We start from the raw sequence: 19,082 nt of genomic DNA, 5'->3' as shown, positions 1-19,082 counted from the left end.
CATTGAAGCGGCAACGGCAGCCTTAGGCCTCTTCGTCATTGTCTTCGGTGTCGACTTCATCCGTGGCGGCCTCTTCGGCGGGACGGCCGCCGGGAAACTCGGGGCGCGGATGAAGGTAGCTCTCGGCGACGTCGATCATGGCGATATCCATCATGAAGCGGCGGCCAAGTAGCACAGGATAGTTGAGGTGGCTACGGTCATTGAGAGTGAATTCGACCTGTTCCCGAATCGGTCCCAGCGTCATCAGCAGGCTCACCACGGGGCGCGTATCGCTTCCCGCCGCCTGGAGTATTCTGACACGCCGAATGACCGGCGCCTCGATCCACTCATCACGCACCTGTTCGACGACCACGTCCTCGTCGCTTAAAGCCAGCTTGAATCGGACCCAGTTCTCGCCGTCACGCTCGAAACGAGTGATCTCGCTTGCTGAAAGCGACGAGGTGTTGGCACCGGAGTCGATACGCGCCTTGAGATAGGTGCCAACGCTTGGCAAACCGATCCACTCACTGCGACCGAGGACCTCCCTGTTATCGAATCGAGTCTCCTGGGAGGCGACGCACTGTGACGGCTCGGTGTTCGAATCAACGTTGAGATTCTCGATATCCGCTCTCAAATGCCTGACCAGGCTGCCGACATCACGAACCTCCATTGACAGGTCGAAGGCCTGTTGCTGTTGCCTTTCGGATAGGGCGTGCTGCTGAACACAGCGTTCGACGAGACGCTGCTCGAGCTCGTCGATGCGCAGATTGAAATCATCGCGCGCCAGGGAAGGCTCGGCTTCGCCCATACTTTCAGTGCGTGTTTCGGACAGGGCGCAGCCGGTAAGCGACAGCGCAGCGGCCAGTAACGCAGCGAATGAAAGAGAGCGGCGAGTCTGCATTCCGATAGACATGGTAATTGTTGATCCTGACGGCTTCGTAACTAGGCAAGCATGATAAGGACAGCGCAATACGGCTGTCCAATCATAACGAGGTGGGCAAGGCGTCGTGGCGTGTCATGAATATTTGATTTAACATAATATACATTATGCGAAGCTTGGATCCCGTGCAGGAGTGATCGACAAGCCCGGAAACTCAAGGCCCCGGCATTTTGCCGAGGCCTTGCCAAGAAAACAGCGATGATCCTGCGCGATCAAGCTTCGCCAGCCGGGGCGTAGGAGCCATCTTCGCGGTGCACTTCCGTGCCGGTGATCGGTGGTGTAAAGACACAAGCCAGGTGCATGGTCTTGGTGGCACGCAGCAGGTGTTCATCATGCTGATCGAGAATATAGATGTCACCCGGCTTGATCGGCCAGATCTTGCCATCGGCCAAGGTTTCCACTTCGCCTTCACCCTCCATGCAATACACCGCCTCGAAGTGATGCTTGTAGTGGATATGGGTCTCGGTACCTTCAAAGATTCGGGTAATGTGGAACGAGCAGTTGCCGCCATCGTCGGCAAGCATCAGACGTGTACTGTCCCACTGACCATGCTCGGCCTGGACGAGACGGCCGGTCTTACGGGCTTCTTCGAGGTTGCGTACGATCATCGCTATTTTCCTTCCATAGACGGGAGTCGGAACGGCCAAGGACGCCGTTCAATAAAATGACCCGAGCGTGTCGGGTCATGGCGAAGGTAACATGTGTTCACGCCATGCCATACCGCATCCAACGGATGGCAGGCAGGCATCAGCCGAATACTGCCTTGGTGCTGGCGTCGAGAATATCCAGCCCTTCGAGCAGGTCGTCGTCGCTGATGGTCAAAGGGCACAGGCATTTGACCACTTGCCCGGCATGACCGCTGGTTTCAATGATCAAGCCTCGCTTGAAGGCTTCGGCGGTGATCTTGTCAGCGTTGACGCCGCTGCCGACATCGAGCCCACGCATCAGGCCACGTCCACGTTCGGACGCGGTGATGCCCTTCTCGCACAGCCAGCTCGCCAGTTGCTGGAAACGCTCCTCGACAATGCGACCCTTGCGAACCACATCGCGCTCGAGCTTGTCGTCGCTCCAGAAGTGGCGCATTGCAGCGGCAGCAGTGACCAGTGCCAGGCTGAAGCCACGGAAGGTGCCGTTGTACTGACCAGGCTTCCACTTGTCGAGTTCCGGGCGCATCAGGACATGGGCAAATGGCATGCCAAGCCCTGAAAGCGATTTGGAGTTGGTGACGATGTCGGGCTTGAGACCTGCATGCTCGAAGCTGAAGAACTTGCCGGTACGGCCGCAGCCTGCCTGAATGTCATCGACGATCAGCAGGATCTCATTGGCCTGGCAAATCTGCTGTAGCCGCTTGAGCCACTCGATCCCCGCAGGATTGATTCCACCCTCCCCCTGCACGGTTTCAACGATCACGGCCGCCGGCTTGTCCAGCCCGCTTGAATTGTCGCCAAGCAGTTTCTCGAAGTAGTCCAGGGTATCGACATTCTCGCCAAGGTAGCCATCGAATGGCAGGAAGGAGGCGCCCTGGGTGGGAATGCCGCCGGTAGCCTCACGGAACTTGCGGTTACCGGTCACCGCGAGCGCCCCCATGGTCACGCCATGGAAACCGTTGGTGAACGACACGATGTTGTGACGGCCAGTGGCAACGCGCGCCAGACGAATCGCAGCTTCAACAGCATTGGTGCCAGTCGGGCCCGCCAGGTGAACCTTGTAGTCCAAGCCGCGTGGCTTGAGGATTACCTCCTCCAGCGTCTCGAGATATTCGCGCTTGGCCTTGGTCCACATGTCCAGGCCATGGATGATGCCGTCGCTTGCGAGATACTCGAGCAATGCCTCCTTGAGCTTGGGATGATTGTGGCCATAGTTGAGTGTGCCGGCACCCGCCAGGAAGTCGATGTATTCCTGGCCGTTTTCAGCTGTCAATCGGGCGCCTCTGGCTTGCGTGAATACCACCGGGAACGAGCGTGAATAGGTACGAACTTCCGATTCCATACGTTCGAGAATCTGGGTCTGCATCGATGACCTCCTGTCTTGGGTCTGCATGAAAGCCGCCTACCGGACGCTTTCGGTAGGCCAAATAGTGATCAGATGCGCTCGGGCTGAAACGGGCCGATACGCACCAGGTTTTCCGGATCGTGCTCACCGCCGAGCTGATCGGTAGAGAAGTACTCCCGGCTATTAAGGGGGGCCTGCCAACGATCGGCAAGGCGCTTGAACAAGCCCCAAGATGCCGTGTTGTCTGGTGTAATGGTAGTTTCCAGATGACGTACCGCCGCCAGCTCAGGACGGCTCATGACCGCTTCCACGAGACGCCGCGCCAATCCCGTTCCACGCGCTTTTTCACCCACTGCTACCTGCCACAGAAAATAGGTATCGCTGGCATTGCTCTTCACGTAGCCGGAGACGAAGCCAACGACCTCCCCCTCTTCATTGGTAGCAACAGCGCAACTGTCGCGGAACTGAGTGGCCAGCAGCAGGTAAGCATAAGCCGAATTGACATCCAGCGGCGGGCATGACTTGACCAATTCATAGATACCCCAACCGTCATCGGGATTGGGTTTACGGATATATAACTGTGACGTATTGCCGACTACGGCATCCGCCACGCTGGGGCGGGCCAGATCAGCAGAGGTAGTAAAGGGCTGCATGGATACGTTCATCTCTTATGCTTCGCTGTTGGCGAATTTGCACATCATGATAACAAGCGCTTATGCACAAATCAAAGAGCCGGGTTATCAAGATGCGCGCAATCCATAACCTTGAGTTATTTGCATGGTCATGTCGACCAAGCTCCAAGAGCCGAAGAAAATCCGTCCCGTCGCCTTCCAGTTTAGCAGCGCGCTGAAAACAGGCATGAAAAAAGCCACTGCTCAAGTGGCTTTGAGATTGGCTGGCCGAGGCGGCCGTAATCAGCGTCGGGTCACGCTGCGCATGGTCACGAACTCCTCGGCCGCGGTGGGATGAATCCCCACGGTGGCGTCGAAATCCTCTTTCGTCAGGCCGGCGCGCGCAGCAATGGCAATACCTTGGATCAGCTCGCCCGCCTCTTCGCCCACCATATGAGCGCCGACGATGCGATCGCTGCGATCGTCGACGATCAGTTTCATCAAGCAGCGCTCATCACTGCCGGACAGGGTATGCTTCATGGGGCGAAAGTCGGTGGTATAGATACGGATCTCGCCGCACTGATCCCGAGCCTCCTCCTCCGATAGCCCAACGGTACCGATGTTGGGATGGCAGAACACTGCAGTAGCAATGTTTTGATAGTCGAGGGGAGCGGGAGGCGTGTCGGAGAAGTGGTGCTTGGCCATGTGCATGGCTTCGGCAAGCGCGATGGGCGTCAGCTCCGGTCCGCCCGTCACATCGCCCAGCGCCAGGATCGAGGGAATGGAAGTTTCGTAGCGCTCGTTGACGCTGATGCTGCCATCGGCGTTGAGTTCGATGCCCAGTTCATCCAGCCCAAGTCCCAGTAGATGCGGCTTGCGGCCGGTGGCCGCGAGAATGGCATCAACGTCGATCTGCTCACCATTGGTCAGGCTGACCCGGTAGCCAACCTCGATCTTGTCGACCTGCTCGATGTTGGCTTCGAAATGCAGATTGACGCCTTTCTTGGCCATCTCGTCGCGAGCGAACTCCCTCACCTCGCGATCGAAGCCGCGCAGGAACAGCTCGCCTCGATAGACTAGGTGCGCCTCGCTCCCCAGCCCATTGAAGATACTGGCGAACTCGACGGCAATGTAGCCTCCGCCCAGTACCAGGAAGCGCTTGGGGAAGCTCTCCAGGTCGAACAGGTGATTGGAGTCGATGGCATATTGATTGCCGGGGAAGTCGGGAATCCAGGGCCAGCCGCCTGTCGCGACCAGCATCTTTTCGGCACTGATGCGCTCGCCTGCCACCTCGATGGTGTGAGCATCGACGATCTTGGCTCGGCCATTGATCAAGGTGACGCCCGCACCTTCCAACAGTCGGCCGTAGATGCCATTGAGTCGCTTGATCTCCTCGCTCTTGTTGTCACGCAGCGTCGCCCAGTCGAAGCGCGGCGCGCCGGGCAGGCTCCAGCCAAACCCGCGACTCTCCTCGAAGGTGTCGCGAAAGTGTGCCGCATAGGAGTAGAGTTTCTTGGGTACACAACCGACATTGACGCAGGTTCCCCCCAGGTAACGATCCTCGGCCACGGCCACTCGGGCGCCAGTGGCTGCCGCGGTGCGCGCCGCACGTACACCGCCGGAGCCAGCACCGATGACAAACAGGTCGTAGTCATAGTCGGACACGTTGCTCTCCTGAATCATGAAAAGGGCAGATGGATGGCATGATAACAGTCAAACGGCAATGTCGGGAGGACGCGGCAGACGTTGACCGGCATGGTGGAGAGCGGTAAAAGAAGCGATCCCCGCCTCGGGTATCAGCCGTGGCTCATGCACGACTTTAGGACAGCATCATGAAAGAACGCATGCAGGAACTTCTCGAGCGCAATCGCCTATGGGCGGAGACCATTTGTCAGCAGGAGCCCAACTTCTTCTCGCGACTGTCGCAGCAGCAGCAGCCCGACTACCTGTGGATCGGCTGCTCCGACAGCCGGGTACCGGCCAACCAGATCATCGATCTGCCGCCCGGCGAGGTCTTCGTTCACCGTAACGTAGCCAACCTGCTCTACCATAACGACATGAATGCGTTGTCGGTCGTGCAATATGCCGTGGATGTGCTCAAGGTCAAACACATCCTCATCGTTGGCCACTACGGTTGTGGCGGGGTGCGCGCCGCAATGACCGGAGGGGAGCATGGCATCGTCGATTTCTGGCTGCACTCGGTACGCGAGCTCTACAGTCGGCACCGCAAGGAGCTCTGCGAACTGGAAACCGAGGAGCAGGTCGATCGTCTCTGTGAGCTCAACGTCAAGGCGCAGGTCGATAACCTGTGTCGAACCAAGATCATCCAGAGCGCGTGGCAGCGCGGCCAGCCGCTGGCTGTCCATGGGTGGGTCTATGGGCTTGGCGATGGCCGCGTCAAGGATCTCGACTGCACCATGGAGGGGCTCGATCAGGTGCCGCAGCTCTATCGAGTGAATCGTCTTACACCTGACGAGAACGATGCTTAGCCGTTGCTGCCCCAACCTGGAGTGTCCATGAACGATACCCTTTCCCTTCAGCTCGACCATCTGCGCTGGCTGGAATCCGCCTATGGCGAGGTAATGGACAACGTCGGCTACGATGCGGTGCTGATTTTCAGCGGTCGGTCGCATGCCCATTTCGGCGATGACCAGCACCCTGCCTTTACTGCCTTTGGCCATTTCCTGCACTGGGTGCCGCTTCCCGACATGCAGTCCAGTTGGCTGGTCGTTCAGCCAGGCCTCTCACTCCGGCTGCAGGTTCATGCTCCAGCCGATTTCTGGCACCTCCCCTTGCGCCTTCCCGAGGAGCCTTGGGCCGAATGCTTCCACGTCGAGTACGTGTGCGATGATAGGCCACCAAGGCTGCCCGAGGGCCGCGTGGCGGTAATCGGCGAGGTGTCTGCCGAGCTCGCCGCAACGCTGGCGGCAGATCTCAATCCCGACCCGCTCTGCCTGGCGTTGGATGAGCTTCGGGTATGCAAGAGCGCCTATGAAATCGCCTGCCTGAGGCATGCCAATCGGCAGGCGCTGCGGGGTCACGACGCGGCCCGTCTTGCCTTTCTCGACGGGGACGATGAGCTTTCGATCCACCTCGCCTATCTCGTCGCCGTCAGACAGCGAGAGGCCACGCTGCCCTATCAGAGCATCGTCGGTATCAATGAGCATGCCGGAGTGCTTCATTATCAGCACTACGCGAGCGAGGCAGCCGCAAAGCGCCACGCCATGTTGATCGACGCCGGCTATCGCTTTCGCGGCTATGGTGCCGATATCAGCCGAACCTGGACGGGGCCGGACGCCGTCGCGCCTTTTGCAGTACTCGTCGAAGAGCTGGAGCGGATCAAGTACCGGCTGATTGCCCTGCTACGGCCAGGGCTTTCGTTCGTCGAGGTGCACGACAGGATGCACGCGATGCTCGGGGAATTACTTGTTGATCAGGGTCTCGTTCACTGCTCCGCCGAGGCGGCCGTGTCGCAGGGCATCACCCGTGCCTTCTGCCCCCATGGAGTAGGTCACCTGTTGGGTCTGCAGGTCCACGACGTTGCGGGTCGTCGCCACGCCAACGGCACTCCTCTGCCGCCACCCTCCCTGTCGCCGGCGCTACGACTGACACGAGAGCTCGACGCGGAGATGGTGGTAACCGTGGAGCCCGGACTCTACTTCATCCCCATGCTGCTCGAGCCCTTGCGTGATGGCAATGCCGGCAAGTCGATCGACTGGACGCTGGTGGAAAGATTGATTCCCCATGGAGGGATTCGCACTGAGGACAATATCAGGATCACGCCGCAACGGCCTGACAACCTGACCGCGCTGCCCGGCGATGGCTGAGGATATGACTGCCAGCCAATGAGAATTGTCGCCTACGACGATTGGTCAGCGTTCACAGCTTTGCCTGTCTCGATTCTCGCGTTAAGCTGAAATGACTTACTGAATCGAGGCCGGCATGTCGCGCATTATCGTTTCGGCAGACTTCGTCGCTCCTAGAGGCCTGGGCAACCGACACATCCAGACCCTGCTGCCAAGGCTGCTGCCAAGGCGGCGTCTTGCGCGATGCACCGAGATTCTCAATCTGCCCGATGGCGATTTCGTCGAGCTTTCATGGGTACGCGACGCACCGGCAAGCGCCGATGCCCCGCTGTTCATCCTCTTCCATGGGCTAGAAGGCTCGTTCGACTCACCTTATGCCCGTGAGCTTCTCGCGGTTGCCGCGGCGTCGGGCTGGCGCGCGGTGATGATGCACTTTCGCGGCTGTGGTCAGGCGCCCAACCGGCTGCCACGCGCCTACCACAGTGGCGATACCGCCGATGCCTACTGGGTCATCGGCCAGCTCGCCCAGCGCTATCCGCATGCCATCAAGGTGGCCTCCGGCATTTCACTAGGCGCCAACGTACTGGTCAAGCTGGTGGCTGAACAGGGCGGCGACGGTCTCGATCTGGCTGGTGCGATTGCCATCTGCCCGCCGCTCGACCTGGCCGCTTCGGCCGATGCTCTCAACATTGGCTTTGCACGCGTCTACCAGCGCCATCTTCTCAAGGCACTCAAGCGCAAGATATCCGCGAAGATGGCGATGGGGGGATTGCCAATTGCGCTCACCCACTATCAGCTCAAGGAGCTCGACAGCTTCTGGGCGTACGACAATGAAGTAACGGCACCACTGCATGGATTCAGCTCCGCCAGCGACTACTACCGGCGCGCCTCGGCTGGCCCGCTGCTTGGCGATATCGAGCTGCCGACCTTGATTATCCATGCCGATGACGACCCATTCATGCCCGCTGATCTGTTCGAGCGACTGCCTCTCCCCTCCGAGGCGGTTCGCGTAGAGATCGCACGGCAAGGTGGGCATGTGGGGTTTATGGAGCGTCGCGGAGGGCGTCTGACCTCATGGCTTGCCAGGCGCGTGGAGCGCCAACTGCAGGACTGGGCTTCGCTTCGCGACGTTTTCACCAATCCAGCTTACTCATCGGCTAGTCGATTGGACAGCTGACGCCAGTGCCCCTCAATCCGCAATAACCGCCAGGATTCTTGGCCAGATACTGCTGGTGATGCTCCTCGGCCACATAAAAGGTCTCAAGGCGCGCGATCTGCGTCGTGATGTCGCCTTGCCCTGCAGCACTCAGCGCCCGCTGATAACGTTCGCGGCTACGCTCGATCACTTCCTGTTGTTGATCGTCGTGGTAGTAGATGGCGGAACGGTACTGGCTGCCCACATCGTTACCCTGTCGCAACCCCTGAGTGGGGTCGTGGGACTCCCAGAACACCTCCAGCAGACGTTCAAGCGACGCCTGCTCGGGATCGTAGACCACTCGCACCACTTCGGCGTGGCCGGTCAGGCCGCTGCAGGTCTCGTCGTAGGTAGGATTGGGCGTGAAGCCTCCAGCATAACCAACCAGCGTGACATGGACGCCAGGCAACTCCCAGAACAACCTCTCGGCACCCCAGAAACAACCAAGCCCGAGCACGATGTCGCGCATCCCCGCCGGGTACGGCGGCAACATGGGGCGGTCGCTGACGTAGTGAATGCCACTGATCTCAAGTGGCGTGTCGCGCCCTTCCAGTGCCTGATCGGCGGTAATCATGCGTGGCTTCTCTCGTATCCACATGGCGTCACTCTCCTGACATTGTCGAGTACTCAGGGGACGTTTCGGCGCGCCCCAGGCTGAAACCATACACCAGATCGACTGCCTGCGCGGCGCCCGAGACGGCTTGCAAGTAGAGATTTCGCCATAACGTGTAACGCAGCGTCAGCTCGGCGATGGGAGAGAAAATGCCCATGCCGTAGCTGATGCGCAGATCCTCGGTCAGTTGACCGCTGACCACCACCTGGCTCTCCTCGCCGGTACCTGCGGTTTCGAGTGCCAGGTCGTCGATGCCAAATGCCTGGCCCAGCTGACCCACCGCGCCACCGGTACGCGACAGTGACAAGCCAATCAGTGCCGAGGCCAGGGCACCGTCGGCATCACCGTCGCCTGGCGCACGACCACGCAGCAGATAGGAGAGCGCACGCCCTTCATCCATCGCGGGCTCGGAGAAAACCTCGAGATTGGGTGCCTCGGCCGAACCCGTCACACGCAGGCCGGCGACCACATCATCTTCTGTGACTGCGGGATTGCGGATCGCCTCGAACTGCAGCAAGGGCTGGTCGGCGGGGCCACTGAAGAGCAGCTGGCCGCGACGAATCAGCAGATCCTGGCCGAAGGCACGGAAACGGCCGTCGGTCATGTTGACGTCACCGAACAGCTGGACAGGGCCCTCCTGCTGGCGGACCTCGAGGTTGCCGTTCAATCCGGCTTCCAGACCATAGGCTTCGAGCAGCATGTCCGGACCCAGCACGAGATCGATCATCACGTCGATCGCCATGCCCGACTCCGCCAGCACACTTGCGGCACTCTCGTCGAAGCCCTCCTCAGCGGCTTCGGCAGCGGCACGTTCGGTCTCGCGCTGGGCACGCATCTCGTCGCGGCGCGTGATGATGATCTCGTCACTGCTTGGGGTAATCGCCGCGGCTGGTATCTGGCCGATGACAAGGCGGGCCCAGGGCACATCGACGCGGCCACGCACCTGAAGCAACGAGGGGATGATATCGATCTCCAGATAGGGTGCGATGCGCAGCCGCCCGAAATCCGGCAGCTCCGCCAGCAGCGGTGCGCTGCGGCCATCCAGGGTGATGGCTGCCCGCCAGTCGTCGGGGCTTGGCCAGGCCGCATCACCCCGTATTTCCAGGCGGCCCTCCTCGGCGGTCATGAAGCCCTGAATATCGGCACGGTCGTCATTGAGGGCCACGTGCAGCTCGCCGTCACGTACTTGAACTGGTACATCGGCGCCGATCACCTGCAAGCCCTGCAATCGAATGTCCCCTGACAGGCTTGGCGCTGTCAGGCTGCCTGCAATGGCGACATCGCCATTCAGGCTCCCCTCGAGCTGCTGGATGGCGGCACCAAGTGCCTGATAGGGCGACAGCTGAATCGCGTTGAGACGCAGCCTGCCCTGCATCGCTCCTTGGTTGACGGGGTCGTCGATGCTCACGTCCAGATGCAGGTCTCCCGCTTCGGACAGGTCGAGCCCCAGGGAGGCACTCGCACGCGCCTGGTTGGCATCGACATCGAGGTGAAGACGTGAGGCGGGAAGCGTCCATGGCTGGCCATAGACGTCGAGCCCCTGCAGGGCCAAATCGCTTGCCAGCTCCATCTGCATGGCCCACTGCGCACCGCCACGCCCCCAACTGAACTGCATGTCGGCGCCCGTCTCGCCCCCCAGCTGCCACCCCTCCGGCATCATCTCCTCGAGCAGTACCATCGGCAGTGCCTCGAGCGATACGCTACCACTGCCCTGGTTGGCCGAGGCGTTGAGCGGTTCCGAGACGCAGAGTCGTCCGCCCTGCTCGATACCCAGGCAGAAAGGTTGCGCCTGCACGCTCCCCGCCTCGAGATTGACGATGAACAGGAGGGGGTCGAGCAGCCGGATGTCGGCGAGCTCGGCATCTATCTCAAGTGGGGTCAAGGTGCCACGATAGCGGGTACGGGCAGCATTCATGCCCCCCTCCAGCGTGAGTGCCGCTCGTGACAGCGGCATGCCGCGCCCTGCTAGCGCTTCAAACGACAGCTGATGGGAGGAGAGTCGTCCCTCAAGATTCATCTCGACGCTGGAAAAGCGCTGTCCGGTGGCAAGCAGCCGAACGATGTCGAGCTGGATATCCAGTCTGGGGTCATCCAGCCCCTGCACCCGTGCCTGCAGCGTCAATTCATCAAGACGGTTGTCGGCGAGACGGAGGGATTCACCGATGAGATCTAGGCGTAGCTGGGGCGCCTCAAACGTACCGGAGACATCGAAATCGCCACGCAGGCTGCCTTCAAGTTCCGGTGATAGGGCGGCGAGTGCCGGTGCGTTCACGGCGCCACTCAGCGAGAGACGCTCATCAATGCGCCCCTCAGCAGTCAGGCGATTGTCGCCCTGTCGGAAGTCGAGCTGCTGGATATGCCACTGCATCTCGCTATTGCCGCTGAGTCGTGCATCGAGCGCCAGAGGCAGCTCCTGCAATTCGCCGCGGATCGCAAGCGAGGGAATGTCAAGCTGCCAGCGCTCCAGCGCCTGGGCGAAGGCGATCTCGGCGGTACCGCTCAAGCGCCCTTCGACCGCTTCGGTAAAAAGTCCCGGATCGAGATTGTTGAGGCGCAGATGTGTCGTCGCCTGCAGCCCTTCCGTCCAGCTCGCCTCACCATGACTGATCAGTGTACCGCCCTGCTGGAGGGCTATCGATAGCGGTGTCCAGGCGAAGCGCTGCAGGTCGCCACGCCCATTGAGGGCCAGGCGAGCCGTGGGTACTTCGGGGCCAGAAGCGAGCACCGACAGCGCCGCCTGGTATTCGAGCAGATTTCCCTCTACCCGCGCCACCAGCTGCTCGGCACGATATGGCGAAACGTCCGCTTCATCCTCCTGGGGTGCTACCGCGCCAGGCAAGGGCCACTGCACCTCGTCGGCGCGCAGCGTCACCAGAAAGGGCAGCGTGGGATCGAGCACATTCAGCCGGGCGGTTGCCTCGGCAGCCACGGGGCCCTGGGCATCGAGCTGTAGATCGAGCTCGGCAAGGCTGCCGGCGAAGTGTAGATCGAGTCGTTCCCCGGCAAGCTCGGGCATCAGTTCGGGCAGGAAGAGCTCGGTCAGCAGGCGCCCTTCTAGCGGGTAGCCGTCGCGCAGCTCGACCCTTGCCCGCAAACGGATACGGGCATCCTTGGAGCGAAGATCGAACGTGTTGAGTCGCACCGAGTGGCCGCGCGCCGCCACGGCCAATGCAAGGCGCTCGATGCGGTAGTCGATGGGCCCGAAAAGCTCGACATTCTCGACTACCAGCTGAGGCACCACGATCTCCAGAGGTAAATCGATCTCGGGCAGCGCAAGACGATCACGTGCCTCGAGTGGCACGCTGGCGATCGCCTCCAGCTGCTGCGCGGCGACGGCGGGCAGTGGCGACTGTGCGGCGATGCTTGCGTCAATGGCATCGGCAGAGAGCGTGGCATGCCGGGTGCCATCTGCCTCATCCACCGATAGCGCCAGGGCCGAGCCAGGCGATACCGGCAGTGAGACGCGAACATCGGTCAGGTAGGTCGGGCGCAGTACTACGCTGTCGCCCTGGGTACTGAGGCCCGAGGTGAAACGATTCCACTCGACATGCGTACCGTCGGCCAGTCTCAGATCGACATCAACAAGCGACAGCGTGCGGATCACGAGCGGGAATGGCAGGTGGATATCCCCCATGCCATCGCCCTGTTGTGTCGTCGCTGGCTCGTCTGGCTCTGTCCCGTCGGGCGCCGAGAGCGTGATGCGGGCCCCCTCGACGGCGAGGTTGTCGATGCACAGCCGACCGCGGAGCAGGCAGTCATCGGCCCAGCGCAGCTCGAGACGCTCGATCGCCACATTGGCAGGGCCGGCATCGAGACGCAGCCCTTCGATCATCAGGTGGTCAAGGGGGGCGCCCTGCGCCTGACGATACTCAAGCCAGCCACGCTGCTGCGCCTGGTCGAGCAGCACACCAGTCCCCCACGGAGAGAGGATCAGGCCAAGGACGAATATCATCAGGCCCAACAGCCACAATGGTAACCACAACAACAGACGAAGTAGCGCCCATATCAGCGCCCTACCCCTCAAAACTCCGGCCCGATGGCGAAATGAATGCGCCACGAATCCTCCTCATCATCGAAGGGATGGGCGATATCGAAGCGAATCGGCCCGACAGGGGAAATCCAGCGCACGCCCAGGCCCGCGCCGGTATTGAGCTCTTCAGGCCACCACTCGTTGAAGGCGTTGCCGGTATCGATAAAAGCCGCGCCCCACCAGTCGCCGGTGATGCGACGCTGGACCTCGAGGCTGGCTGTCAACACGTGCTGGCCACCGAGCAGGCGCCCCTGCTCATCGCGGGGGCCGAGATTCTCGAAGGCGTAGCCTCGCACCGAGCGATCCCCCCCGGCAAAGAAGCGCAGCGAGGGAGGAATACTCTCGAAATCGTCGGTTTCCATCGCCCCGACCCCCACCCGCCCAACGAAGCGGTTGTTCTCTCCCAGCATGCGAATCCATTGCGAATCCGCCGTGATACGCAGGAAATCAGCCCCGGAACCCCAGGCGGAGTCGGAGTATTCAAGCGTAAGGCCCTGACGGTCACCCCAGGTGGGGAAGCGTGGGTTGCGGGTACGGGTACGCGACCAGTTGATGCCGGGATAGAGCAGGTAGACCGCATCGTCGATACCGGCCTGGGTGTAGTCCTCATAAGTAGTACGCACAAAGGCGCTCTGTACCCAACCATTGTCGAACTCCCAACGTCTGGCTACTTCCAGCGAGGCCTCAAGGCTGCGCGTGTCTTCATGGTCGCGGTGACGAAACCCATATTGCATGCGATAGCTGTCACGCAGCGGGTTGTCGAGTGGCATGACGTACTGGCCGGTGAGCTGCTGCTCGGGACCCGACAGAAAGAGCTCGTGGCTGAGGCTGTGTCCGGCGCTATTGAGCCAGGGCCGGTTCCAGGACAGGCTGGTACGAGGCCCGACATCGGTGGCGTAGCCTACCGCGACCTCGAATTGGTGGCGATCGGCTGGCGTGACGGTGACATCGACGGGGACTTCACGATTGCGGGGCTGCAGCGACTGTACGGCCGCCAATGCGGCAGGCGACAGGCGCGGGCCTGGCAGCGCGGGAGTCTGCTGCTCGAGACCCACCAGCTCGGTCTGTTGCCACCAGCCGCCCGGCTCTGCCGTCATCGCCAGCACGTCATCGCCATCGAGGCGCGGACGCACGGTGATCGAACTGAACCAGTTGCTCTGCCCCAGGCGCTGATTGTAAAGCGCCAGTTCGCCCGCCAGGTAGGGATCGCCAGGGTTGAAGGGCAGCATGCGACGCAGTCGATCCTCGTCGATCTGGCTTCCCCGGAAGGTAACCTCGCCAAAGCGATAGCGCGGGCCACTATCCAGCGTCAGGTAGAGGCGAGCGCTCTCCTCCCAGGGACGCACCTCCATGCGGCGGTCGCTGAAGCGCGAATCGAAGTAGCCGCGCTCAAGCGACAGCGCCGAGAGGCGGTTGCGCAGGCTATCGTAGGGCGCATGGCGCAGAGGGTCGCCTTCACTCAACGGAAAGGCATCGAGCAGCGCCTGAAAGGGGGGATCCTGCTCTGCCTCTCCGGCGACCTCCACGTCGAGTACCGTGATCACCACCTGCGGACCGGGTTCCAGCATGATCGTGACGCGCCGGGGCGGTTCGCCATCGAAAGCCAGATGAATCTGGGGCTCGTAGTAGCCGAAGGCGCGCAGCGCTTCCTGAGTACGCCGGCGAACTTCGCCCTCGAGTCTGGTTCTGGTGTACTGCTGCGCCTCTACCCCTTGCAGGTAGTTGACGATATTGCCAGCTGCGGCGCCTTCCAGGCCTTCCACACGGGCATCCAATGCCATGGCGCTCTTGGGAAGCAGCAAGCAAAGCGCTACCGCCCCCAGGCGCCAGACCGCACGATAGTCCATATCAATTCCCAAGCTGGCTCTGCAGGGCTTCCAATTGTGCGCTGTTGGCAAGCAGCGACTGTCTCATTTCGGTGAGCTCGGCCTGAGCGGAACCTAGCCGCCCACGCATCGACGTCAGCGCCTCATCGTCACTCTCGCGCTGGGAGACGAGGGCCTCTATCGTCGAAGCGAGTTGCTCCAACTCCTCTTCCAGCGCCTGGACCGTCTCAGGTGAGAAACGCGGTCTCTCGTCAAGACTCGCCTCCAAGGCCTGCTGGCGTTCACGCAGCGCGGCAACCTCCTCCCAGTGTGTTTCCTGGCGGCTCAGTGCTTCATCCAAGCTGCCCAGGCGCGCCGCCAGCGCGGCACGCCCATCATCACCGGCCTGCTCCAGGGAGTCGAGGGATACTCGCACCGATGACACGACCGCTTCTAGATTGGCAAGTTCCTCACCCAGGGAATCGACGCGGCCGGCAAGCGATGCAACGGCCTGTTCATCCACGCTCGCGACACGTATCGAATCGAGCAGCTCCTCCTGCTCCTCGAGACGTTCACGCATGGCCTGCTGGGCACTGCTCAGCGTGGCCATCTCATCGCTGAGGTCATCGAGATCACCCTCCTCGACGCTTGAAAAGCCATCGAGTCGGGCATGCACGTTGGAGAGCTGGCCCTCGAGGCGGCTGAGCTCCTGTTGCATGGCGAGGCGCTCCTCCCATATCCAATAGGCCATGACACCGATTCCCGCCATGAGCAGCAGAATCAGGCACCACAGGGGCCACACCGCCGCCTGCCGATGGTGATGGCGAAGATGTTGAGCAGTCAGGCTGGCATCGACATCGGGCACGATCGGTGACGAGAAGCGCTTTTCCTCAGGGCGCTCGGCCATAGGGACTCCTTGTCATGGAAGGATCTGATGACTGCAGTACAGTCTGGGTGTATCTATCAGGCGTAACGCCTCGCGACGTTGAGCATACCGCAGGAGCGGAAAGGTAGCGACACTACTGACGCAGGCGACTGGTATCATGAGGTTTTCTGCGCGCACAAGAGAAGCTCACCATGGCCTTTGAACTACCCGCACTGCCCTATGAGAAACATGCCCTGGAGCCGCTTCTCTCCAGCGAAACGCTGGAGTATCACCATGGCAAGCATCACCAGGAGAGTATCGCCACGCTCAACAGGTTGATTGCCGGAACGCCTGACGATAACAAATCGCTGGAGGCACTGATCGCCAGCAGTTCCGGTGCGCTCTTCGACCATGCCGCCGAGGCCTGGAACCACACCTTCTACTGGCACTGTCTTTCTCCCCAGGGCGAAGGCGCGCCAGGCGGCGATCTTGCCGTGGCCATCGAGACGGCATTTGGCTCCTTCGATGGCTTCAAGGAGCGCTTTACCACCCAAGCGATGCAGCATTTCGGGGCCGGCTGGGTCTGGCTGATCAAGTCCCTAGACGGGAAGCTTGAGATCGTCACTACGACAAATGCCGATACGCCGATTGCGCATCGGCAGATTCCGCTGCTGGGCATCGATCTGTGGGAGCACGCCTACTATATCGACTACCGTCACTTCCGAGACAAGTATCTGGAAAGTCTCTGGAGGCTGATCAACTGGGACTTCGTGGCGTTGAACCATGCCTAAAGATGGCCTGACGCGCGACAAGAGGTGAAGAGCTGTTTCAAGGAAAAGCCCCTAGAAAGGGGCTTCGATGGAGGGTGAGCTGAGCCTAGCGCTCGGGCAAGTCGAGGGGATCGGCACGCCGACCGATTCCGCGATAGGTCAGGCCACGCGCGGCGACATAGGCGGGATCGAAGATGTTTCGCCCATCCAGCACCAGGCGCTCGCTCAATAGCTGCCTGAGGCGATTCCAGTCCGGATTCCAGTAGACCTTCCACTCGGTGATCAGCATCAATGCATCCGCCCCTTCACAGGCGCTGTACGGATCGCCATCGCACAGCGTCAGCAAGGGTTGTTCGCCCACCTCCTCGCGCAGTGCTGCCAAAGCAGCGGGATCGTGCAGACGGACATGGACGCCCTGAGCCCAGAGCGCGCGAAGCAGCGTGAGTACGGGTGCGTGATCGATGCGCGCCGTACCCGGTTTGAAAGCCGCCCCCCAGATCGCCACTGTGCGCCCTTCCAACTGGCCGTGAAAATGAGCCCACAGCTTGCGAAACAGCGTCTCCTTCTTCTGCTCGTTGATATCGAGCACCTGTTCAAGCAGTGCCGACTGACGGCCACTGGCGGACTGTACGTCAGCCAGACGCATCAGGTCGCGGGAGAAGTTGGGACCGCCGAAGCCGCAGCCGGGATAGAGATACTGGTAACCGATACGCGGATCGGCGCCCATCCCACGTCGCACGTACTCGACATCGACGCCAAGCGAGTCGGCCAGTCCCGCAACCTCGTTCATGTAGCTGATGCGAGTCGCGAGCATACCGTTGATGGCGAGCTTGGTCAGCTCGGCGGCTCGCCGCGGCATGCGCTGGAAAGAGTCGGTACGACGATTGAAGGCGCGCAGCAGCTCATGCACTTGCACCATGGCTTGGTCATCCTCACAGCCCAGCAACCAGCGTGCCGGACGGGTGAAGGCGTGCCAGGCGCGCCCCTCCTCGAGCATGTCGGGAAGTGCCACCACACTCTGGCCGGCGCTCAGTAATCCCTCGAGCTGCTCGGTTTCGCCTACCGGGAAGGTGGAGTTGTTGATCACCACCACCGGGGAGGACTGCTCGGCGGCGAGTTTCTCGACATAGGCTTCGGCGTCGCTGCGCTGATCCGGCGAAAGCGCCAACCACAGGATGTCGAGGTCATTGCCGTCGAACTTCTCGCAAAAATGGGTCAACTGGTCATGAATGACCAGCGAGCCGCCCCGCTGTGTCGATTCCAGATAGCTCTTGAGCTCCGGCTCCCGGCCAAGCCACTCCTCGCTCTGGAGTGACGACCAGGGGTTCTGGGGATGGGGAATCCAGCCAACACGGTGCCCCACGCTTGCCAGCGCGGCGGCCGCTGTGGCTGCTGCCAGTTCACTGCCTAGCACTATGACTCGCATCGATGATCACTCCTCGGCAGCGTAGCGCTTGAGCAGCTTGCCGAAGCCCTCCGCATACTTGGGATTTTTCTTGGCCAGGGCCAGGGTGGCCTCGAGATAACCCAGCTGATGACCGCAATCGTAGGTGGCACCCTGCATGCGATAAGCTGCAACGCCATCCGTTTCACGCAGCGTATCGATGGCATCGGTAAGCTGGATTTCATTACCGGCGCCAGGCGCGGTCTTGGCCAGCAGTGGGAATATGCTACCAGGCAGTAGATAGCGACCGATGACGGCCAGGGTCGAGGGCGCCTCCTCTACCGATGGCTTCTCGACCACGCTTGAGATTTTCGCCGACTGGCCCGCCGCCGGCACTTCGCCCGCGATGTCGACGATGCCGTACTTGTAGACCACGTCCTGCGGCACGTTTTCTACCATGATCTGCGCCAGGCCACTGCTCTCGAAGGCATCGACCATGCCGGCCAGATCGTTGCGCAAACGGCCGTCGTCGTCGACTACCACGTCGGGCAGCAGCACCGCGAACGGCTCATCATCGCCGATGATCGGGCGAGCGCAGAGTACGGCGTGGCCCAGGCCCAGCGCCTCGGGCTGACGCACGCTGATGATATTGACGTCGTCGGGAATGATATTGCGAAGTTCATCGAGCAGCTCTTGCTTGCCCTTGGCCTCGAGCATGGCTTCCAGTTCGAAATGCTTGTCGAAATGGTTTTCGATGGCACTCTTGCTGGAGTGCGTCACCAGCACAATCTCCTTGATTCCCGCCGCTATCGCCTCCTCGACCACGTACTGGATGACCGGCTTGTCGACGATGGTGATCATTTCCTTGGGGATAGCCTTGGAGGCTGGTAGGCAACGTGTACCGAGTCCTGCCACAGGGAGTACGGCCTTGCGTATCATGTCGGATCCTTCCTGATTGTGTGAGTGACGACTTAAGTATGCCACAACGTTAGTCTGACGTGGACCGGCGGAAACAATGCCAATACGCTCCCGGTTCAGCGCGCGACGAGTCTCTTGCGACCGATAGTGCGTTATAAGTCTCGTCGCCCTTCA

General features: G+C 61.1%; 15 protein-coding genes. 4 read left to right on the top strand and 11 right to left on the bottom strand.

The window, feature by feature from the left end; all coding sequences use genetic code 11:
* Positions 1-22 precede the first annotated feature (22 nt).
* From HJD22_RS14120 to gorA, 5 genes are all read right to left on the bottom strand, one after another.
* Positions 23-787: an ATP-dependent zinc protease gene (locus HJD22_RS14120; protein ID WP_208656948.1), complete on the bottom strand. Its 765-nt coding sequence runs from the start codon at positions 785-787 to the stop codon at positions 23-25.
* A 344-nt stretch (positions 788-1,131) separates the two neighbouring features.
* Complete coding sequence (locus tag HJD22_RS14115) at positions 1,132-1,527, bottom strand: ectoine synthase (RefSeq protein WP_208656388.1); 396 nt, start codon at positions 1,525-1,527, stop codon at positions 1,132-1,134.
* Positions 1,528-1,666: 139 nt separating this feature from the next.
* On the bottom strand, positions 1,667-2,932 hold the full coding sequence (gene ectB, locus HJD22_RS14110) for a diaminobutyrate--2-oxoglutarate transaminase (protein ID WP_208656389.1): 1,266 nt from the start codon (positions 2,930-2,932) through the stop codon (positions 1,667-1,669).
* Between the two features lie 68 nt (positions 2,933-3,000).
* Positions 3,001-3,576 (bottom strand): diaminobutyrate acetyltransferase, encoded by a 576-nt coding sequence (gene ectA / locus HJD22_RS14105; RefSeq protein ID WP_208656390.1) that lies wholly within the window; start codon positions 3,574-3,576, stop codon positions 3,001-3,003.
* A gap of 249 nt (positions 3,577-3,825) precedes the next feature.
* Positions 3,826-5,187 (bottom strand): glutathione-disulfide reductase, encoded by a 1,362-nt coding sequence (gene gorA, locus HJD22_RS14100; protein WP_248730266.1) that lies wholly within the window; start codon positions 5,185-5,187, stop codon positions 3,826-3,828.
* 167 nt (positions 5,188-5,354) lie between these two features.
* Between gorA and can the strand changes: the two genes are divergently transcribed.
* The 3 genes from can to HJD22_RS14085 all read left to right on the top strand — a co-directional run bounded on the left by can (position 5,355) and on the right by HJD22_RS14085 (position 8,505).
* Positions 5,355-6,011, top strand: coding sequence for a carbonate dehydratase (can, locus tag HJD22_RS14095; protein WP_208656392.1), 657 nt, complete (start codon positions 5,355-5,357; stop codon positions 6,009-6,011).
* Positions 6,012-6,038: 27 nt separating this feature from the next.
* A complete protein-coding gene (gene pepQ / locus HJD22_RS14090) occupies positions 6,039-7,349 on the top strand; it encodes a Xaa-Pro dipeptidase (protein ID WP_208656393.1) in 1,311 nt (436 codons plus the stop codon).
* Positions 7,350-7,464: 115 nt separating this feature from the next.
* Complete coding sequence (locus HJD22_RS14085; RefSeq protein ID WP_208656394.1) at positions 7,465-8,505, top strand: hydrolase; 1,041 nt, start codon at positions 7,465-7,467, stop codon at positions 8,503-8,505.
* Here the strand turns inward: HJD22_RS14085 and msrA are convergent.
* The 4 genes from msrA to HJD22_RS14065 are packed head-to-tail and all read right to left on the bottom strand — an operon-like array spanning position 8,486 to position 15,878.
* The gene (msrA, locus tag HJD22_RS14080) at positions 8,486-9,121 is read right to left on the bottom strand and encodes a peptide-methionine (S)-S-oxide reductase MsrA (protein WP_208656395.1); all 636 of its coding nucleotides are present in this window, start codon (positions 9,119-9,121) and stop codon (positions 8,486-8,488) included. The genes HJD22_RS14085 and msrA overlap by 20 nt on opposite strands.
* A 4-nt stretch (positions 9,122-9,125) precedes the next feature.
* Complete coding sequence (locus HJD22_RS14075) at positions 9,126-13,193, bottom strand: translocation/assembly module TamB domain-containing protein (RefSeq protein ID WP_248730265.1); 4,068 nt, start codon at positions 13,191-13,193, stop codon at positions 9,126-9,128.
* On the bottom strand, positions 13,157-15,013 hold the full coding sequence (locus tag HJD22_RS14070; protein WP_208656396.1) for an autotransporter assembly complex family protein: 1,857 nt from the start codon (positions 15,011-15,013) through the stop codon (positions 13,157-13,159). Before HJD22_RS14070 ends, HJD22_RS14075 begins: the two co-directional genes overlap by 37 nt.
* A 1-nt stretch (position 15,014) precedes the next feature.
* On the bottom strand, positions 15,015-15,878 hold the full coding sequence (locus HJD22_RS14065) for a hypothetical protein (RefSeq protein WP_208656397.1): 864 nt from the start codon (positions 15,876-15,878) through the stop codon (positions 15,015-15,017).
* A 170-nt stretch (positions 15,879-16,048) separates the two neighbouring features.
* Here HJD22_RS14065 and HJD22_RS14060 point away from each other — a divergent pair, with 170 nt between their 5' ends.
* Entirely contained in the window at positions 16,049-16,627 is a 579-nt protein-coding gene (locus tag HJD22_RS14060) for a superoxide dismutase (protein WP_208656398.1), read from the top strand.
* A gap of 85 nt (positions 16,628-16,712) precedes the next feature.
* Here the strand turns inward: HJD22_RS14060 and HJD22_RS14055 are convergent, their stop codons facing one another.
* On the bottom strand, positions 16,713-18,032 hold the full coding sequence (locus HJD22_RS14055) for a nucleotide sugar dehydrogenase (protein WP_208656399.1): 1,320 nt from the start codon (positions 18,030-18,032) through the stop codon (positions 16,713-16,715).
* Between the two features lie 6 nt (positions 18,033-18,038).
* The gene (gene galU, locus HJD22_RS14050; RefSeq protein WP_208656400.1) at positions 18,039-18,929 is read right to left on the bottom strand and encodes a UTP--glucose-1-phosphate uridylyltransferase GalU; all 891 of its coding nucleotides are present in this window, start codon (positions 18,927-18,929) and stop codon (positions 18,039-18,041) included.
* Positions 18,930-19,082 lie beyond the last annotated feature (153 nt).

This window comes from Halomonas sp. TA22, assembly GCF_013009075.1.
Taxonomy (GTDB): domain Bacteria; phylum Pseudomonadota; class Gammaproteobacteria; order Pseudomonadales; family Halomonadaceae; genus TA22.
The sequence above is the reverse complement of the archived record's forward strand: the minus strand, read 5'-3'. Positions and strand labels throughout refer to the sequence as shown.

Excerpts from the sequence above, each read along its gene's own strand:
- pepQ (WP_208656393.1), top strand. The coding sequence starts at position 6,039 with ATGAACGATACCCTTTCCCTTCAGCTCGACCATCTGCGCTGGCTGGAA.
- HJD22_RS14085 (WP_208656394.1), top strand. The coding sequence starts at position 7,465 with ATGTCGCGCATTATCGTTTCGGCAGACTTCGTCGCTCCTAGAGGCCTG.
- HJD22_RS14120 (WP_208656948.1), bottom strand. The coding sequence starts at position 787 with ATGGGCGAAGCCGAGCCTTCCCTGGCGCGCGATGATTTCAATCTGCGC.
- galU (WP_208656400.1), bottom strand. The coding sequence starts at position 18,929 with ATGATACGCAAGGCCGTACTCCCTGTGGCAGGACTCGGTACACGTTGC.
- ectA (WP_208656390.1), bottom strand. The coding sequence starts at position 3,576 with ATGAACGTATCCATGCAGCCCTTTACTACCTCTGCTGATCTGGCCCGC.
- msrA (WP_208656395.1), bottom strand. The coding sequence starts at position 9,121 with ATGTGGATACGAGAGAAGCCACGCATGATTACCGCCGATCAGGCACTG.
- HJD22_RS14065 (WP_208656397.1), bottom strand. The coding sequence starts at position 15,878 with ATGGCCGAGCGCCCTGAGGAAAAGCGCTTCTCGTCACCGATCGTGCCC.
- HJD22_RS14055 (WP_208656399.1), bottom strand. The coding sequence starts at position 18,032 with ATGCGAGTCATAGTGCTAGGCAGTGAACTGGCAGCAGCCACAGCGGCC.
- HJD22_RS14115 (WP_208656388.1), bottom strand. The coding sequence starts at position 1,527 with ATGATCGTACGCAACCTCGAAGAAGCCCGTAAGACCGGCCGTCTCGTC.
- can (WP_208656392.1), top strand. The coding sequence starts at position 5,355 with ATGAAAGAACGCATGCAGGAACTTCTCGAGCGCAATCGCCTATGGGCG.
- ectB (WP_208656389.1), bottom strand. The coding sequence starts at position 2,932 with ATGCAGACCCAGATTCTCGAACGTATGGAATCGGAAGTTCGTACCTAT.
- HJD22_RS14070 (WP_208656396.1), bottom strand. The coding sequence starts at position 15,013 with ATGGACTATCGTGCGGTCTGGCGCCTGGGGGCGGTAGCGCTTTGCTTG.
- HJD22_RS14060 (WP_208656398.1), top strand. The coding sequence starts at position 16,049 with ATGGCCTTTGAACTACCCGCACTGCCCTATGAGAAACATGCCCTGGAG.